The organism is Delftia sp. JD2 (genome assembly GCF_001682645.1).
GTDB lineage: Bacteria > Pseudomonadota > Gammaproteobacteria > Burkholderiales > Burkholderiaceae_C > Comamonas > Comamonas acidovorans.
Map to the genome: position 1 here is coordinate 18,121 of NZ_LFJT01000066.1, position 16,926 is coordinate 35,046.

The window sequence follows — 16,926 nt, forward strand, 5'->3', positions numbered from 1 at the left end:
CAGGGCCTCAGCGTTGCGCCGTGGCCGGGGCGCCCAGCAGGCGCTGGATGTCGATGTTGTTGGGCAGCGCGTAGTCGTGGCTGCGTACGATGCGGCTGTCGTCGGTGCGAACCAGCTTCAGGCTCACATAGGTGTACTTGGCAGCCGCCGAGTACGTGCCCACCAGGACCAGGGCCGCATTGTGGTTGCGGGCGATGTCCTTGATCTCGCGCGACAGCAGCAGCTCGCCCGTGCCTTCCTTGACGTACACATCGCCGCGCAGCTTCAGCTCCTTGACGTTGTAGCCCTTGGCGGACAGCTGGGAGGCGTACAGCTCGCTGAGCGTGCGGCCCAGCGGGGCCGAGCGCGTCAGGTCGTTGACGTTGACCACGGTGGCCACGAGCACGGGCGCCTCGCCCAGTTCCTCGGTGTTCAGGCCCTTGACCAGCTCGTCCACGGCAGCGCGGCTGCTGGCGATGAAGGGGTTGGCTGCGGCCGACTGGTAGGTGGGCTCGCCGCGGCGCGCGGCCGACGATTCGGGCGTGGTCGCGGGAGCGGGCACGGCGCAGGCGGACAGCAGGGCCGCCGCAGCCAGCGCGGCCGGCAGGAAAGGCGTGCGCAGCGTCATTGGCCCACCACCTTCAGGTTCTTGGCGGGGAATTCGGGGCGCTCGTCCTCGGCCGTGAACAGCACGGCGTCGCTCTTTTCGAGGTAGTAGACGTCGGTCTTGCGCGCCAGGTACTGGTTGTTGCGCACCACCGTCGTCGTCAGCACGAGTTCGGGGTTGGGCAGGCGCTTGCCGTGGCGCACGACCTGGGCGCCATAGCTCACCTGCAGCTGGGCCTGGGCCGGCTGCTGCATGACGGTCACGCCGCTTTGCACGAGCTTGGTGATGATCAGCTCACGAAAGCCTTTGTCGAACTGGCTGGGCTCGGCCGGCAGGGCCACGTGGACCGGCGTGGTGCGCTCGATGCCGGTCTTTTGCAGTGTTTCCAGCGTCTTGGCGACGACATCGTTGGCCACGGAGTCCCAGTGGCCGGCAGCGCCGATCTTGGGCTGGGCCGTGGCTTCGAAGTAGCTGGTCATCGGTGCATTGACGCAGCCCGCCAGGGCCAGGCAGAGGCCCGCCAGGGCCAGGCCGCCAGCGGATTTGAACGATCGCATGGATTTCTCCTCGGTGCGGGGCGCGCTGCGGCGGATTGCTGCAGCTGCGCAAAGTGTCGATTGTGGCTTCGCCGCGAGGCACTGACAAGAAAGTGCCCCGTATCCGGATGTTGCCGTGCTCAGCCGTTGGCGCGCTTTTGCAGGATCTCGAAGGCAGGCAGGGTCTTGCCTTCCAGCACCTCCAGGAAGGCGCCGCCGCCCGTGGAGATGTAGCCGACCTTGTCCTCGATGCCGTACTTGGCGATGGCGGCCAGGGTGTCGCCGCCACCGGCGATGCTGAAGGCGTCGGACTCGGCAATCGCCTGGGCCACGACCTTGGTGCCGTTGGCGAACTGGTCGAACTCGAACACGCCCATGGGGCCGTTCCAGACGATGGTGCCGGCCTTGCGCAGTTGCTCGGCCAGGCGGGCGGCGGTCTCGGGGCCGATGTCCAGGATCATGTCGTCGTCAGCCACTTCGGTGGCCTTCTTGACGGTGGCGGGCGCGTCGGCCGCAAAGGTCTTGGAGACCACCACGTCGGTGGGAATCGGCACCTCGGCGCCGCGTGCGGCCATGGCGTCGATCACGGCGCGGGCCTCGCCGACCAGGTCGGCCTCGGCCAGGCTCTTGCCGATGTTCAGGCCCGCCGCCAGCATGAAGGTGTTGGCAATGCCGCCGCCCACGATGAGCTGGTCCACGTTCTTGGCCAGCGACTGCAGGATGGTCAGCTTGGTCGACACCTTGGAGCCGGCCACGATGGCGGCCAGCGGGCGGCGCGGGTTGGCCAGGGCCTTGGTGATGGCGTCGATCTCGGCCGACAGCAGGGGGCCCGCGCAGGCAATGGGCGCGAACTGGGCGATGCCGTAGGTGGTTCCCTCGGCACGGTGGGCAGTGCCGAAGGCGTCGTGCACGAAGATGTCGCACAGCGCGGCCAGCTTGCGGGCCAGTTCTTCCTTGTTCTTCTTCTCGCCCACGTTCACGCGGCAGTTCTCCAGCAGCACGACCTGGCCGGGCGCCACCTGCACGCCGTCCACCCAGTCGGCGACCAGCGGCACTTCGCGGCCCAGCAGCTCGCCCAGGCGGCGGGCCACGGGTGCCAGCGAATCGGCGGGCTTGAACTCGCCTTCGGTGGGGCGGCCCAGGTGGCTGGTCACCATCACGGCGGCGCCGGCCTTCAGTGCCATCTCGATGGCGGGCACGGAGGCGCGCACGCGCGTGTCCTCGGTGATCTCGCCGGCATCGTTCAGGGGCACGTTGAGGTCGGCGCGGATGAAGACGCGCTGGCCCTGGGCCTTGCCCTGGGCGCACAGATCGGAGAAACGGAGAATGTTCATGACGGCGGCGTTGCGATCGGTGGCGATCGCCATGGAATTGAAACGAAAAAGAGGTAAAGCGCGGCCATTGTAGGCGGCGTGCCCGCCCCGGCAGCGGGCGTGCGCACCGGCGATCCGGGGCATCGGGAGCGCCTGTAATCCGGTTTCAGCCGGGGAGCCGGGCGCTCTCGACCGCTCTGGGCCGCGCCGCGCTTACCAGCCCAGGCCGATATGCAGTGGCAGATAGACCGCCATGCCGAGCGCGATCGTTCCCATGATGCTGCGCTTGTAAAAAAAATACATGACCGCGCAAGCCAGGGCCGGCAGGCGCGCATCGACCACGGTGGAGATCAACCGGCCGTTGGTCATCACGATCTCGGGCGCAATCACGGCCGCCAGGGCCGCCAGTGGCGCGTACTTGAGGCCGCGCTTGAGCCATTGCGGCAAGGGCACCTCGCGCTCGGGAATCAGGAAGAAGGCGCGTGTGAACAGCGTGATGGCCGCCAGGCCCACGCAGGCCAGCCAGGGCCACAGCCAGGACAGATCCATCAGAGCGTTTCCTTTTCCTTGGTTTGCACGGGCCGGGCGTCTTCGTCCAGCGGCAGCCGGGCATGGCGCTCGCCGCGGGCTGTATCGGGCGGGAGAATCACCGGGCCTGGCTCCCCTTTTTCAGGCGCCTGCAGGGCGCGCAGGCGCTGCTGCAGCGTTTCCGCCAGCAGGCCTGCGGCCACGGCTGCCGCGATGGCCACGAGGATATTGAGCTTGAGCGGCAGCGCAAAGGCCGCCACGGCCGCGCTGGCCGCAACCACGCCTGCCACCCACGTGGCACGGTCGTTGAGCATGGACAGCAGCACGCCCATCAGGGCCAGCACGCCCGCAAAGCCCAGGCCCCAGGACAGGGGTACCTGGTCGGCCAGCAGGATGCCCAGCGTGGACGGTATCTGCCAGGCCAGCCAGTTGGTCGAGGCGGCACCCCAGAAATAGGGCAGCTGCTCGGGCTGGGGCCGGGCATCGGGGTAGCGCTTCATGAAGCCCACGAAGATCACGTCGCCGCTGAAATAGGCGATGGCCAGGCGGTGGCGCAGGCGCAGGTGGGCAAAGTAGCTGCGCCACATGCTGCTGAGGATGACGAAGCGCAGGTTCACGCAGATGGCCGTGAACCAGACCACCCACATGGGCGCGCCCACGGCCATCAGCGGCAGCACGGCCAGCTGGGCACTGCCGGCATAGACCAGCAGGCCCATGAACAGCGCCAGGGGCAGGGACATGCCGCTCTTGATCATGGCCACGCCCGTGACCAGGCCCCAGGCGCCTATGCCCAGCGCCGTGCCCGACATGTCGCGCACGCCGGTCATGAAGGCGGGATCGCGCGCAATGCCGCGTGCGCGCTCCACCAGGGGCTGCAGGTTCATGGCGTGCCGCCGCTGGCAGCACCGTCCAGAACGGCTCCTTCAGGCAGATCGAAGCCGCGCAGGAAATCGCCCGCCGCCAGCCGCTTGCCGCCCGCGCGCTGCAGCAGCGTCATGCACAGCACGCCATGGCCGCAGGCCACGCGCACGCCGTCGGCGCCTGCGGACAGCACGGTGCCCGGGGCTGCCGTCGCCACGGCGATGGCGGGGTCGGCGTGAGCCTCCCAGACCTTGATGGCTTCATCGCCGTACTGCGTGGCGCCGCCCGGGAAGGGGTTGAAGGCGCGCAGGCGCCGGGCAATGGCCTCGGCATCCTGGTGCCAGTCGATCTGGCTTTCGGCCTTTTCGATCTTGTGCGCGTAGTTCACGCCCTCGGCGGGCTGGGGCGTGCGCGGCAGGCCGCCGCAGGCGCTCATCTCCAGCGCCTCGACGATGAGGCGCCCGCCCAGGTCGGCCAGCTTGTCGTGCAGGCTGGCCGTGGTGTCGTCGGCGGTGATGGGCAGGCGCTCGATCAGGCACATGTCGCCCGTGTCCAGGCCCGCGTCCATCTGCATGATGGTGACGCCGGTCTCGGCATCGCCGGCCTCGATGGCGCGGTGGATGGGCGCGGCGCCGCGCCAGCGCGGCAGCAGGCTGGCGTGGATGTTCAGGCAGCCGCGCGGGGGCGTATCGAGCACCCACTGCGGCAGGATCAGCCCGTAGGCGGCCACGACCATGACATCGGCCTGGGCCGCTTCGATGGCGGCGCGGGCGGCGGCGGCCTCTTCGGGGTATTTGCCGTCCAGGCGCAGGCTGCGCGGCTGGGCCACGGCAATGCCATGCTCCAGAGCGCACTGCTTGACGGGAGAGGCCTGCAGCTTCATGCCGCGCCCGGCGGGACGGTCGGGCTGGGTCAGCACCAGGGGGACGGTAAAGCCCGCGGCGAGCAGGCGTTCAAGGGCAACGCGCGCGAACTCGGGCGTGCCGGCAAAAATGACTCTCATGCAATCCAGTAGGGACAGTGGGACGGTGTGCCGGCTCAGCGACGGTCGTCGTCGTTGAACACTTCGTCGGTGAACATCACGCGGCGCACCACGCCGGCGGGGTCGATATGCACATGGGCCTGGCGGCGAATGCCATTTTCCAGAATACGGTAGGTCCAGATGTCGCCGTTGAAACTGTAGACCCTCTCGATCAGCGCAGGCGGGCCGAAGAGCTGGCGCACGCTTTCGCGGGTGTCCTCGCCATTGCGCAGGGCGTGGAAGCGTTCGATGGTGAGCGCCTGCTCCACGCGCACCAAGCGCTGGCTGGCGTCGAAATCCATGTGGTAGACCTGCTGGCCCGCAGGCTGCCGGCTGTAGACCAGGCGCGTGCCGCCACCGTCCAGCGGCAGGCTCAGGGTCGGGCGGCCCATGGAGCGCTCGATCTCGGAGCGCGGCGTGCCGGGCTTTTGCCACTCGGGCACGGCGCAGCCGGCAAGCAGCAGGGACAAGGCCAGGGCAAGCAGCGCCCAGGCAACGAGGCCCGCGCCGTCCATCTTCCAGCGCGGCATGAAGCGAAGCGCTGGCAGGTGGGTCATGCGCGTTCTGCCTGTTTCTGCTGCTTGAGCAGCTTGGTCTTGATGCGGTTGCGCTTGAGCGGCGACAGGTACTCGACGAAGACCTTGCCCATCAGGTGGTCCATCTCGTGCTGGATGCAGATGGCCTTGAAGCCTTCGGCCTCGATGATGCGTTCGTTGCCGTTCTCGTCCAGCGCCTTGACCTTGATGGCGGTGGAGCGCTCGACGCCGTCGTAGATGCCGGGCACCGACAGGCAGCCTTCTTCGCCCAGTTGCGTTTCCTCGCTGGCCCAGAGCAGCTCCGGGTTGATCAGCGCAAAGGGCTCGTCACGGCCTTCGGAGACATCGACCACGACCACGCGCTCGTGCACGTTCACCTGGGTGGCTGCCAGGCCCACGCCCTGGGCGTCGTACATGGTGGCGTACATATCCTGGACCAGCTGGCGAATGCGGTCATCGACCTTGGCAACCGGCTTGGCGACGGTGTGCAGGCGGGGGTCGGGATAGCAAAGAATGGGCAGAATGGACATGGCGTGGTCGGTGAATGTCGTTATTTTCGCCACTTTTCTGCCTGGGCGCAGCGGGACGACGCAATAAGCGTTGCCCTCTCATGGCCTTGCACGCAGAATCTTTGCTGATTTGTAAGACCTGTATGGCCGTTCATGACAAGATCGGTCGTGCCGCAGTGCCTAGGAGGGACGCTGCGTCAGCCACAAGAAGAGGAATTCCATGACTGCATTCGCCACAGCTCGTACCTGGACTGTCGCAACGGCCCTGATCGCTGCGTTCGCAGCGGCCCACGCGCAGCAGCTTCCGGTGACGGCATCGCAGCGCTCGGCCGCCCAGCAGGTGGCCCAGCAGGGCGTTCCCGTGGGCGAGCTGGCGCCCGATGCGCCCGACAGCTACACCGTCAAGCGCGGCGACACGCTGTGGGGCATCTCCGGCATGTACCTGCGCCGTCCCTGGCGCTGGCCCGAGCTGTGGGGCATGAACATGCAGGCCATCGCCAATCCCCACCTCATCTATCCGGGCCAGGTGCTGTACCTGGACAAGCGTGATGGCTATGCCCGCCTGAGCACGGCGCGTCCCATGGGCGACGGCGGCGAGCCCGGTGTGGTGCGCGTGTCTCCGAGCACGCGCAGCGAGTCGCTGGCCCAGGCGGCCCTGCCCACGCTGCAGCCCCATCTGATCGAGCCCTTCCTGGCCGAGCCGCTGGTGGTGGATGCCGAAACGCTGCTGCGCGCACCCCGCCTCATCGCCACCACGGACGAGCGCGTGCTCATGGCCAGCGGTGACCGCGCCTATGCACGCGGCACGGCCGAGGCGCCGCTGCGCAAGGGCGACGGCCTGCCGCGCCAGTACCGTGTCTTCCGCGATGCGGTGGCGCTCAAGGATCCCATCTCCGGTGAGGTGCTGGGCTACGAGGCCAAGTACCTGGGCCTGGCCGATCTCATCGAGGGCGAGACCTCGCTGGAGATCGTGGACAGCAAGGGCGAAAAGCACGAGCAGGCCTCTCCCGCCACGGTGGACCTCTCGCGCGCCAAGACCGAGATGCGTGCTGGCGACCGCCTGCTGCCCGCACCGGAACGAACCTACATGAACTATGCGCCGCATGCGCCGCAGGCTGCCGTGAAGGCCCATGTGGTGTCCCTTTACGGCGACCAAGCCGTGCGCTGGGCGGCCAACAACCAGGTCATTGCCATCAACAAGGGCACGCAGGACGGCATGGACGTGGGCACGGTGCTGGAGTTGATCCGCCGTGGCGTGCGCATCGTGGACAAGACGGGCGACAAGAAGGAAGAAGTGCAGCTGCCCGACGAACGCAATGGTTACGCCATGGTGTTCCGTACCTTCGACCGCGTCTCCTACGCGCTGATCCTGGAGGCGCGGCGCGGCGTCGAGGTGGGCGACAGCCTGACCTCGCCGGCTCCCTGAGCCCCAGCGGCCTGCCGGCAACGCCATGGCGGCCGCCTTGCAGTCCACCGACCGGCTCGCTCCCGAGGAGCTGTCCGCCTGGCTTCGGCTGCTGCTGACGCCCGGCGTGGGCCGCACCACGGCGCGGCGCCTGCTGGCGGCCTGCGGTGGCGCGCAGAACATCTGGAGCGGCCCTCCAGCCGTCTGGCACGGCCTGGTGACGGCGGCACAGGCCCATTCGCTGCAGACCGTGCCCCAGCGCCTGGAGCAGCTTGTGGCGGCCACGGCGCAATGGCTGGACCAGCCCGCTTCCGGGCAGTCGCATGCCGTGCTTGCGCTGGGCCATCCCCAGTATCCGCAGGCGCTGCTGCAGACCGAAGATCCGCCGCTGCTGCTGCATGTGCAGGGCAGCGAGGGCTGCATGACAGGTTCTGGTCCCTGGTTCCCCTATCCACAGTCCCTGGCCATGGTCGGCAGCCGCGGGCCGACGGTCCAGGGCGCGGCCAATGCGCGCGCCATGGCGCAGGCGCTGGCCGAGGCCGGCCTGTGCATCGTCTCCGGACTGGCGCAGGGCGTGGATGGCGCTGCCCATGAGGGCGCACTGCGCGCGGTGCTGCGCACGGGCGCCCAGGCAGCGCCCGTCACCATTGCCGTCGTGGGCACGGGCCTGGACCAGGTCTATCCACGGCGCCACATCGGCCTGGCCCGCGAAGTGGCCAGCCATGGGCTGATCGTCAGCGAGTATCCGCTGGGCACCGGCCCCATGGCCGCGCACTTTCCGCAGCGCAACCGCATCATTGCGGGCCTGTCGCAGGGCACGCTGGTGGTCGAGGCGGCCCTGCAATCGGGCTCGCTGATCACGGCCAGGCTGGCCAGCGAACAGGGCCGCGAGGTCTTTGCCATCCCCGGCTCCATCCACGCGCCCCAGTCGCGCGGCTGCCATGCGCTGCTGCGCCAGGGCGCCAAGCTCGTGGAAACGGCGCAGGACGTGCTCGATGAGCTGCAGGGCACGGCCGTGCGCCTGCCGCTTGCCAAGCCCGTACCGGCAACAGCGGCGGCAGCGGCAGCTGTCCAGTCCGCCCAGGACCATGAGAACGACGCCACCCTGCGCGCCCTGGCCCACGACCCGCTGTCGCTGGACGAGCTCATGGACCGCACAGGCATGGATGCCGCAGCCCTGCAGGCCCACCTGCTGGAGCTGGAACTGGACGGCCGCGTGGAGCGCCTGCCCGGCGGCCTGTTCCAGCGCCTGGCCCACGCCTGATCTCAAAAACTGGCGCGTCCCCAAGCGGGAGATGCCGAGCAAGAGCCGCCTCGCGGTGGGGGCGCCTAGCCGATGGCATCGTCCCCCTCCCCCGCGAAGCGGGTAGAGAGGGGGAAGGCGCGTAGCGCCTCAGGGGGAGCTTAGCCTTTCAGGGTTCGCCTGAATCTTCTCCAGCGCATCGCGCGTCGCGCGCACCGTGAGCGCCTCTTCGTCATGCACGGACAGCAGGCCGGACTGCAGGTAGGAGGCCATGCGCCGCAGCTGCAGCAGGTGGCAGGTACCATCGAGCGCGGCGAACAGGTGCAGCTGCTTGCGGCGGCTGCGCCAGGTGTATTGCACCTGGATGCGCGCGCCGTTGTGGTCCAGCGTGAACCAGCGGCCCGGCTCCAGCGAGGTGGCCCACTCCAGCATCACCGTGTCCACGGGGGTGTTGGTGCTCGGGATGACGTTGAGCCCGGCCGTGTCCACGCCCAGGATCATCTCGATGTTCTCGGGCGACAGCGGCATGTCCTCGTCGAGCATGCCGTCTTCGCTGATGTACTGCTCCAGATGGGACAGCCGCTGGGCCATGGCCTCGATGCGGGCCGGTGCGATGGCCGCCGTCTTGGAGACGAAGGCTTCGGCCAGCGTGTCGGTGACCAGCTTGATGCGTGCGGACTGCCCCTCGCCCGTGACGCCGATCAGGGCCAGCCCTTCGCGCAGCGTCTGCAGCAGCGTCGGCAGCGTCTGGATCACGCGCGAGCGTTCCTGGCGCGTGGGCTTGGCGCTGGCGGCCCAGACCAGTTCGCTGGCGGCCTGCTTGAAGCGCATGGTGCGCGCGTCCTTGGCGCCGTGGCGCACGGCGGCCAGGGCCAGCACCTCGGTCCAGGTCTTGAACAGGAACTCGCGGATCTCTTCGCGCACCGGCATGTCGGTGAGCAGGTGGCGCAGCTCGATCGTGTACTGGATGGCCAGGGTTTCCTTTTGCTCCACCTGCTGGGCCACGCTGACGATCTTGGCCTTGTCCTGCGACTGGGTCAGGTAGCGTGCCAGGAAGTCCTCGAACTCGCGCAGCACCAGCACGAAGACCTTCTGGCCGGTCTCCGGGTACTGCTCGATGACCTGGACGATGCGCCGGATCTCCGACTCCAGCGCGCTGCCGCTGATGCTGGAGGCGTCGAACCCCATCACGCACGAACCCAGGCGGTCGATCAGCAGCCGGGCCGGGTGGCGCAGATTGCTGAAGAATTCCGGCTCGGCCAGCGCCACGCGCAGCACGGGCACCTGCAGCCGGGCAAACCAGACGCGCACCGAAGGCGGGATGCGGTCCTCGGTCAGGATGGCCTGGAACATCAGGGCCACGATCTCGATGGTGGCCTTTTCACCCGAGGTGGTGGCCTTGCGCTTGAGCTCGGCCGAGCGCTCGCGCACCTGGCCCACCAATTGGCCGATGGCGGCCGGGCTGGCATCGATTTGCAGCGTGGTCAGTCCCCGGGCCAGCATCTGCTGGTACTGCGTCTGGGCCACGACGCGCTGCTCCAGCAGGGCCTGGGTCAGCGCGGCCGATGCGGGGGCCTGCTGCAGGCCACCGCCCACGCCGCCCACGCCGGGCACCAGGCCCGGCACGCCCACGCCCGGCTGCATGAGCAGGCGGCGCAATTGGCCCACGACTTCATGGGCGCGGTGGCGTGCGCGCGAAAGTGTTGTCAGGCCCACGGGCATCTGGCCCTGGGGCAGTGCTCCGTTGGGCGGATAGGAGGCGGCAGCGCCCGGCACGCCACCCATCTGCGTGGGCGCATAGGCCGAGGAAGGCTGCGAGGTCGAGACAGGCGCCGTGGCCGGGCCCAGGCCCATGGCGCGCGTGGAGTGGCCGCCCTCGGTGCGCCGCACCCGCATGGCCACGTCCTGCGAACGGGTGACGCCCTGGCCGTCCAGCAGCTGGTGGGCCGCCTGGTATCCGGCCACCAGCAGCGGTGCCAGGGCTGTCTGCAGCAGATCGTTCACGCGCTGCAGATCGCCGCGCTGCAGGCCGCTGGCGAGCCATTGCTCGACCAGATGGCGGCACACGGACTCGCTGCGCAGAATGTCGTCGGATGGCAGTTCCTGGTTTTCGATGGCCTGCATGCGCAGGCGCAGCGTATCGAAGACGGGTGCCGTGGTTTCCCCCATGGCCAGCGCCATGCGGGAGGCCAGGATCTTGTTCTCCACCACATCGTCGCTGAGCAGTTCGAACTGCAGCGCCCCGCGCTGTGGCACGGAGGCCGGTGTGGCCCTGCCCGGCTGCAGTGCGCCCTGCAGCGCCTGCATGCAGGCATTCAGCCAGGCCGCCTGGTGCTGGCGGTAGCTGGACCAGGCCTCGCGACGCTCCTGCATTTCACGTGCGGTGCCCACGGCCTGGGCCTGTTGTTCCATCTGGGCCAGCAGCTGCTGGGCCACGCCGGGCAGGCCCTTGCACAGTCCACGCACCCAATGCAAACGCGCCTGCTGGCCCAGTGAGGACTGGGTGCCAGCAGGCGCGTTGGAAGGGGTGGGCAGGGAGGGCATGCCCGCGAGTGTAAGCCGGTCTGGAGCTAGAACATTCGCTTACACAGTGGCGCCGGCGTTGGGATCGTTGGGGTCCGTGGAAGCCTTGGGCGCCTTGATCAGATCCTCGCGCTTGACGCCCAGCCACATGGCGATGGCGGCGGCCACGAAGACCGAGGAATAGATGCCGAACAGGATGCCGATGGTCAGCGCCAGCGCGAAGTAGTGCAGGCTGGGACCGCCGAAGAAGAACATGGACAGCACCATGGCCTCGGTGGAGGCGTGGGTGATGATGGTGCGGCTCATCGTGCTGGTGATGGCGTGGTCGATCACCTCGGTGGTGCTGAGCTTGCGGAACTTGCGGAAGGCTTCGCGGATACGGTCGAAGATCACGACCGACTCGTTGACCGAGTAGCCCAGCACGGCCAGCACGCCGGCCAGCACGGACAGCGAGAACTCCCACTGGAAGAACGCGAAGAAGCCCAGGATGATGACCACGTCGTGCAGGTTGGCGATCACGGCGGCCACGCCGAACTTCCATTCGAAGCGCATGGCCAGGTAGATCACGATGCCCAGCACCACGAAGCCCAGGGCCATCAGGCCGTTGTGCATGAGCTCGTCACCCACCTGAGGGCCCACGAACTCGGTGCGGCGCAGCGTGACTTCGGCGTCTTCCTTCTTGAGCGCCGTGAGCACCTGCTCGCTTTGCTGCGCGGAGGACACGTCCTTTTGCACGGGCAGGCGGATCATCACGTCGCGCGATGTGCCGAAGTTCTGCACCGTGACGTCGCTGTAGCCCAGCTTGGAGACGGTATCGCGCACCTTGGCGATGTCGGCGGTCTGGGTATAGGCCACCTCCATCACGGTGCCGCCCGTGAACTCCACGGACAGGTGCAGGCCGCGCGTGAGCAGGAAGAACACGGCCAGCGCGAAGGTGATGAAGGAGATCGCGTTGAGGACCAACGCGTACTTCATGAAGGGGATGTCTTTGCGGATGCGGAAGAACTCCATGGTCTTCCCCCTTTCAGTTGTTGGCGCCGGAATCGGCGACGCTGGAACCCTTGGCAGCTACGGAGCGCAGCTGGCTGGTGTCTTCCGGCTTCCAGACCTGGCCGATGGAGATGCTCTTGAGCTTCTTGCGGCGGCCGTACCAGAGGTTGACCAGACCGCGCGAGAAGAACACGGCCGAGAACATGCTGGTCAGGATGCCGATGCAGTGCACCACGGCGAAGCCGCGCACCGGGCCGGAGCCGAAGGCCAGCAGCGCCAGGCCCGCGATCAGCGTGGTCACGTTCGAGTCCAGGATGGTGTGCCATGCGTTCTCGTAGCCCGCATGGATGGCGGCCTGCGGCGAGACGCCGCCGCGCAGTTCCTCGCGAATGCGCTCGTTGATCAGCACGTTGGAGTCGATGGCCACGCCCAGCGCCAGCGCCATGGCGGCGATGCCGGGCAGGGTCAGCGTGGCCTGCAGCATGGACAGGATGGCCAGCAGCAGAAGCACGTTGACCGACAGGGCCACCGTGGAGATCACGCCGAACAGCATGTAGTACACGCACATGAAGGCCGCGATGGCCACCAGGCCCCAGACCACGGAGTGGATGCCGCGGTTGATGTTGTCGGCGCCCAGGCTGGGGCCGATGGTGTATTCCTCGATGATCTCCATGGGCGCGGCCAGCGAGCCGGCACGCAGCAGCAGGGCCGTGTCGTTGGCTTCCGCCGTGGTCATGCGGCCCGAGATCTGCACGCGTCCGCCACCGATCTCGGTGCGGATCACGGGAGCCGTCACGACCTCGCCCTTGCCCTTTTCGAACAGGATGATGGCCATGCGCTTGCCCACGTTCTCACGCGTGATGTCCTTGAAGATGCGCGCGCCCTTGGCATCGAGCACCAGGTTGACCGTGGGTTCCTGGGTCTGGCTGTCGAAGCCGGGCTGTGCGTCGGTGAGGTTCTCGCCGGTCAGCACGACCTGCTTTTGCACGATCACGGCCTGGGCGTTGCGGTCCAGGTAGCGCTCGGAGCCGAAGGGCACGGGACCCGAGCCCAGCTCGGCGCCGCGCGCCTCGGAGGATTCGTCGACCAGGCGCACTTCCAGCGTGGCCGTGCGGCCCAGGATGTCCTTGGCCTTGGCCGTGTCCTGCACGCCGGGCAGCTGGACGATGATGCGGTCCAGACCCTGCTGCTGGATCACGGGCTCGGCCACGCCCAGCTCGTTGATACGGTTGTGCAGGGTGACGATGTTTTGCTTGAGCGCCTGTTCCTGCACCTTACGCAGGGCTTCGGGCTTGATGGAGGCCAGCAGCTTGAAGCCGGCGCCATCAGGCTCGGAGGTGGCCGCCAGATCGGGGAACTGGTCGGTGACCAGATTGCGGGCGGCCGTGAGCATGGCCTCGTCGCGCACGCGGATCTCGACGGTGTTGCCGTTGCGCGAGACGCCGCCGTGGCGGATGTTCTTGTCGCGCAGCGAGGTGCGCAGGTCGCCGGCAAAGGAGTCGGCCTTCTTGGTCAGGGCCGCAGCCATGTCCACCTGCAGCATGAAGTGCACGCCACCGCGCAGGTCCAGGCCCAGGTACATGGGCTTGGCGCCGACGGCCGTGAGCCATTGCGGCGAGCGCGACACCAGGTTCAGCGCCACGATGTAGGCCGGGTCGTTGGCATCGGGGATCAGGGCCTTCTGGATCACGTCCTTGGCCTTGAGCTGTTCGTCGGGCGTGTTGAAGCGCGCCCGCACCGAGGTGCCCTCGATGGTCAGCACATCGGGCTTGACATCGGCAGCCTTCAAGGCCTCCTCGACCCTGTGCAGCACCGCGTTGTCCACCTTGATGGTGGCCTTGGCCGAGGAGACCTGCACGGCAGGCGCCTCACCGAAAAAATTGGGCAGGGTGTAGAGCACCCCCACCAGCAGCGCGATCACGATGATCGCGTACTTCCAGACCGGATATCGGTTCATGATCGCGCTCTTCGCTCTTTGTAGACAGCAACGCACAAAAGGGTGTGCTGCCGCCTGCGCGGTCCGCACACCCGCAAGACAGGGACAGCGCTTACTTCAGCGTGTCCTTGGGCAGCACCTGTACGACGGCGCTGCGCTGGATCTGGACTTCCACACCCGAGGCGATCTCGATGTGCAGGAATTGCTCGGACATGCGTGTCACGCGGCCGATGATGCCGCCGGACGTTGCCACTTCGTCGCCCTTGGCCAGCGCCTCGATCATGGAGCGGTGCTCCTTCTGGCGCTTCATCTGGGGGCGGATCATCACGAAGTACAGCACCACGAACATCAGTGCCAGCGGTGCCATGCCGTACAGCTGCGACATGAAGTCGCCACCGGAGGCTGCTGCTGCGGGTGCGGTCTGGGCAAAAGCGGAAGAAATAAACACGGGCAAGACTCCAGGATTGGAAGGTCGAAAAAGGGTCGCTGCGCACGCCGTATGCACGGGCCCGCGCAGGAGAACGGAGCATTGTATGCGTCAGCCCTGACCCACATGGGCTGCCAGGATCTGGCGGCTGCGGGTTTTTCGGCGACGATGGCTGCAACTGGCTGCCATCTGCCGTTTTTAAAGGGGTGGAGCGCGGTTTTTCGTGATTTTTGCGCCCGGCTTGACGGTCCATGGAACGGACCCTGACGGAGCCGCGCCGCCCACACCTTGCGGTGCGGGCGGCGGCAGCGATCTTACAGGAGGCCCCTGGAGCGGGGCGGTCCGTGTGGTTTCAGGCGACGCCGACGGCGGGCTTGCCCGTGCTGCCCGCACCCCGTGACGGTGCGCTCCAGCGTGCCATCAGCGCCTTCCACTTGATGCGGGCCGCTGCCAGGTTGCGCTCCTTGACATGGCCGTAGCCGCGGATGTCCTCGGGAATGCTGGCGATCTCCACGGCCAGCGCCAGGCGCTCGGGCGTGAGTTCGGTCAGCAGGCCTTCGATGCACTGGCGGTATTCCTGGATCAGGGCGCGCTCGGTGCGGCGCTCCTGCGTGCGGCCGAAGGGGTCCAGCGCCGTGCCGCGCAGGCCCTTCATCTTCGCCAGCACTTCCATGGCCTTGCGCATCCAGGGACCGTAGGACTTCTTGACCAGATGGCCGTGCTCGTCCTTGCCGGCCGACGATGGCGGCGCCAGGTGGTGGACCACGCGGTAGTCGCCCTCGAACATGCCGGCGATGCGCTGGCTGAAGGCCGCATCGGTGTGCAGGCGCGCGACCTCGTACTCATCCTTGTAGGCCATGAGTTTGAACAGATATCGGGCCACGGCCTCCGACAGGCGCGTGCCCGAGCCCGCCACGCCGCGCTCGGCGGCATGGACCTTGTCCACGAAGGCCTGGTACTCGGCCGCATAGGCGGCGTTCTGGTAGCCCGTGAGGAAGTCCACGCGCTTGGCCACCATCTCGGTCAGCGAAGGCTTCTTGACGAACTGGATCACCTGGGCCGTCTGGAACAGGGCGCGCACGGCAGCCAGGTCATGGGCGCAGCGGCGGCCCCACTCGAAGGCGGCCTTGTTGTTGTCGGCCTGCACGCCGTTGAGTTCGATGGCGCGCATCAGCGCCGCATGCGACAGCGGCACGCGGCCCTTTTGCCAGGCGTAGCCCAGGATCAGCGGGTTGGTGTAGATGCTGTCGCCCAGCAGCTGCACGGCCACCTGCTCGGCGTCGAAGCTGCCCAGCAGCTCGGGCCCCACGGCCTGGGCCAGGGCGCTGGCGCAGCGGTCGTCCGGCGCCTGCCAGTCAGGGTTGGTGACGAAGGCTGCCGTGGGCGAGCCGTGGCTGTTGAGCGCCACGAAGGTGCGGCCCGGCTGCATCACGGACATGGTGGTCGGCGTGGCCGTGACGATGGGGTCGCAGCCGATCACCAGGTCGGCCTTGGCCATGTCCACCTTGGTGGTGTAGATGGCCTCGGGACGGTTGGCGATCTGGATGTGGCTCCAGGTGGAGCCGCCCTTTTGCGCCAGGCCGGCCGCATCCTGGGTGATCACGCCCTTGCCCTCCAGGTGGGCGGCCATGCCCAGCAGCGAGCCGATGGTGATCACGCCCGTGCCGCCGACGCCGGCCACGACGATGCCCCAGGCCTGCTCGGCCACGGGCAGCACGGGCTCCGGGATGGCGGGCAGCATGGACAGGTCGCCCTTCTTCTCCTTCTTGGGCTTTTTGAGCTGGCCGCCTTCGATGGTGACGAAGCTGGGGCAAAAGCCCTTCACGCAGGAGTAGTCCTTGTTGCAGGTGTTCTGGTTGATGCGGCGCTTGCGGCCGAACTCGGTCTCCACCGGCTCGACCGACAGGCAGTTGGACTGCACCGAGCAGTCGCCGCAGCCTTCGCAGACCAGCTCGTTGATGACCACGGTCTTGTCGGGCGTGGCCAGCGTGCCGCGTTTGCGGCGGCGGCGCTTTTCGGTGGCGCAGGTCTGGTCGTAGATGATGGCCGTGCAGCCCTTGAGGGTGCGGAACTCGCGCTGGATGCGGTCCAGCTCGTCGCGGTGGTGCACGGTCACGCCCTCGGCCAGCGGCACGCCGTCGTACTTGGCAGGCTCGTCGGTGACGATGACCAGTTTGGCCACGCCTTCGGACTTGAGGCTGTTCATGATCTGCAGCACCGAGTGGCCCTCGGGCCGCTCGCCCACGCGCTGGCCACCCGTCATGGCGACGGCGTCGTTGTACAGCAGCTTGTAGGTGATGTTCACGCCGGCCGCGATGCTCTGGCGTATCGCCAGCAGGCCGCTGTGGAAGTAGGTGCCGTCGCCCAGGTTGGCGAAGACATGGGCGTCCTTGGTGAAGGGCGCCTGGCCCACCCAGGTCACGCCCTCGCCACCCATCTGCGTGAAGGTGCTGGTGGAGCGGTCCATCCACACCGTCATGTAGTGGCAGCCGATGCCGGCCACGGCGCGGCT

General features: G+C 67.8%; 15 protein-coding genes. 2 read left to right on the forward strand and 13 right to left on the reverse strand.

The window, feature by feature from the left end; translation table 11 throughout:
* Positions 1-7: 7 nt before the first annotated feature.
* The 8 genes from ACM14_RS25475 to def form a co-directional block, all read right to left on the reverse strand.
* A complete protein-coding gene (locus tag ACM14_RS25475) occupies positions 8-607 on the reverse strand; it encodes a FlgO family outer membrane protein (protein WP_043825323.1) in 600 nt (199 codons plus the stop codon).
* Positions 604-1,143 (reverse strand): hypothetical protein, encoded by a 540-nt coding sequence (locus ACM14_RS25480; protein WP_012202759.1) that lies wholly within the window; start codon positions 1,141-1,143, stop codon positions 604-606. The genes ACM14_RS25475 and ACM14_RS25480 overlap by 4 nt, the downstream gene beginning before the upstream one ends.
* A 119-nt stretch (positions 1,144-1,262) precedes the next feature.
* Positions 1,263-2,456, reverse strand: a complete 1,194-nt coding sequence (locus ACM14_RS25485) for a phosphoglycerate kinase (protein WP_043783159.1) — start codon at positions 2,454-2,456, stop codon at positions 1,263-1,265.
* Between the two features lie 192 nt (positions 2,457-2,648).
* On the reverse strand, positions 2,649-2,984 hold the full coding sequence (locus ACM14_RS25490; protein WP_012202761.1) for an AzlD domain-containing protein: 336 nt from the start codon (positions 2,982-2,984) through the stop codon (positions 2,649-2,651).
* Positions 2,984-3,847 carry an AzlC family ABC transporter permease gene (locus ACM14_RS25495; protein ID WP_012202762.1) on the reverse strand — a complete coding sequence of 288 codons (864 nt, stop codon included), beginning with the start codon at positions 3,845-3,847 and terminating at the stop codon, positions 2,984-2,986. The genes ACM14_RS25490 and ACM14_RS25495 overlap by 1 nt, the downstream gene beginning before the upstream one ends.
* Positions 3,844-4,827, reverse strand: coding sequence for a methionyl-tRNA formyltransferase (gene fmt / locus ACM14_RS25500; protein WP_065347710.1), 984 nt, complete (start codon positions 4,825-4,827; stop codon positions 3,844-3,846). The genes ACM14_RS25495 and fmt overlap by 4 nt, the downstream gene beginning before the upstream one ends.
* 35 nt (positions 4,828-4,862) lie before the next feature.
* Positions 4,863-5,402 carry a hypothetical protein gene (locus ACM14_RS25505; RefSeq protein ID WP_063327534.1) on the reverse strand — a complete coding sequence of 180 codons (540 nt, stop codon included), beginning with the start codon at positions 5,400-5,402 and terminating at the stop codon, positions 4,863-4,865.
* The gene (gene def, locus ACM14_RS25510) at positions 5,399-5,911 is read right to left on the reverse strand and encodes a peptide deformylase (RefSeq protein ID WP_012202765.1); all 513 of its coding nucleotides are present in this window, start codon (positions 5,909-5,911) and stop codon (positions 5,399-5,401) included. The genes ACM14_RS25505 and def overlap by 4 nt, the downstream gene beginning before the upstream one ends.
* Positions 5,912-6,110: 199 nt before the next feature.
* On the opposite strand from def, the gene ACM14_RS25515 reads away from it, so the two are divergent.
* Complete coding sequence (locus ACM14_RS25515) at positions 6,111-7,316, forward strand: LysM peptidoglycan-binding domain-containing protein (RefSeq protein ID WP_012202766.1); 1,206 nt, start codon at positions 6,111-6,113, stop codon at positions 7,314-7,316.
* 25 nt (positions 7,317-7,341) lie between these two features.
* Positions 7,342-8,559 carry a DNA-processing protein DprA gene (dprA, locus tag ACM14_RS25520; protein ID WP_065347711.1) on the forward strand — a complete coding sequence of 406 codons (1,218 nt, stop codon included), beginning with the start codon at positions 7,342-7,344 and terminating at the stop codon, positions 8,557-8,559.
* A 129-nt stretch (positions 8,560-8,688) separates the two neighbouring features.
* On the opposite strand, the gene ACM14_RS25525 is transcribed toward dprA, so the two are convergent.
* From ACM14_RS25525 to ACM14_RS25545, 5 genes are all read right to left on the reverse strand, one after another.
* On the reverse strand, positions 8,689-11,082 hold the full coding sequence (locus ACM14_RS25525) for a DUF1631 family protein (RefSeq protein ID WP_065347712.1): 2,394 nt from the start codon (positions 11,080-11,082) through the stop codon (positions 8,689-8,691).
* Between the two features lie 39 nt (positions 11,083-11,121).
* Positions 11,122-12,072, reverse strand: a complete 951-nt coding sequence (secF, locus tag ACM14_RS25530; protein WP_012202769.1) for a protein translocase subunit SecF — start codon at positions 12,070-12,072, stop codon at positions 11,122-11,124.
* A 13-nt stretch (positions 12,073-12,085) separates the two neighbouring features.
* Complete coding sequence (gene secD, locus ACM14_RS25535; protein WP_043825337.1) at positions 12,086-14,008, reverse strand: protein translocase subunit SecD; 1,923 nt, start codon at positions 14,006-14,008, stop codon at positions 12,086-12,088.
* 91 nt (positions 14,009-14,099) lie between these two features.
* Positions 14,100-14,435, reverse strand: a complete 336-nt coding sequence (yajC, locus tag ACM14_RS25540; RefSeq protein ID WP_012202771.1) for a preprotein translocase subunit YajC — start codon at positions 14,433-14,435, stop codon at positions 14,100-14,102.
* A gap of 331 nt (positions 14,436-14,766) precedes the next feature.
* Positions 14,767-16,926 (reverse strand): indolepyruvate ferredoxin oxidoreductase family protein (locus ACM14_RS25545; RefSeq protein ID WP_139093497.1); only part of this gene is annotated, 2,160 nt, incomplete at its 5' end.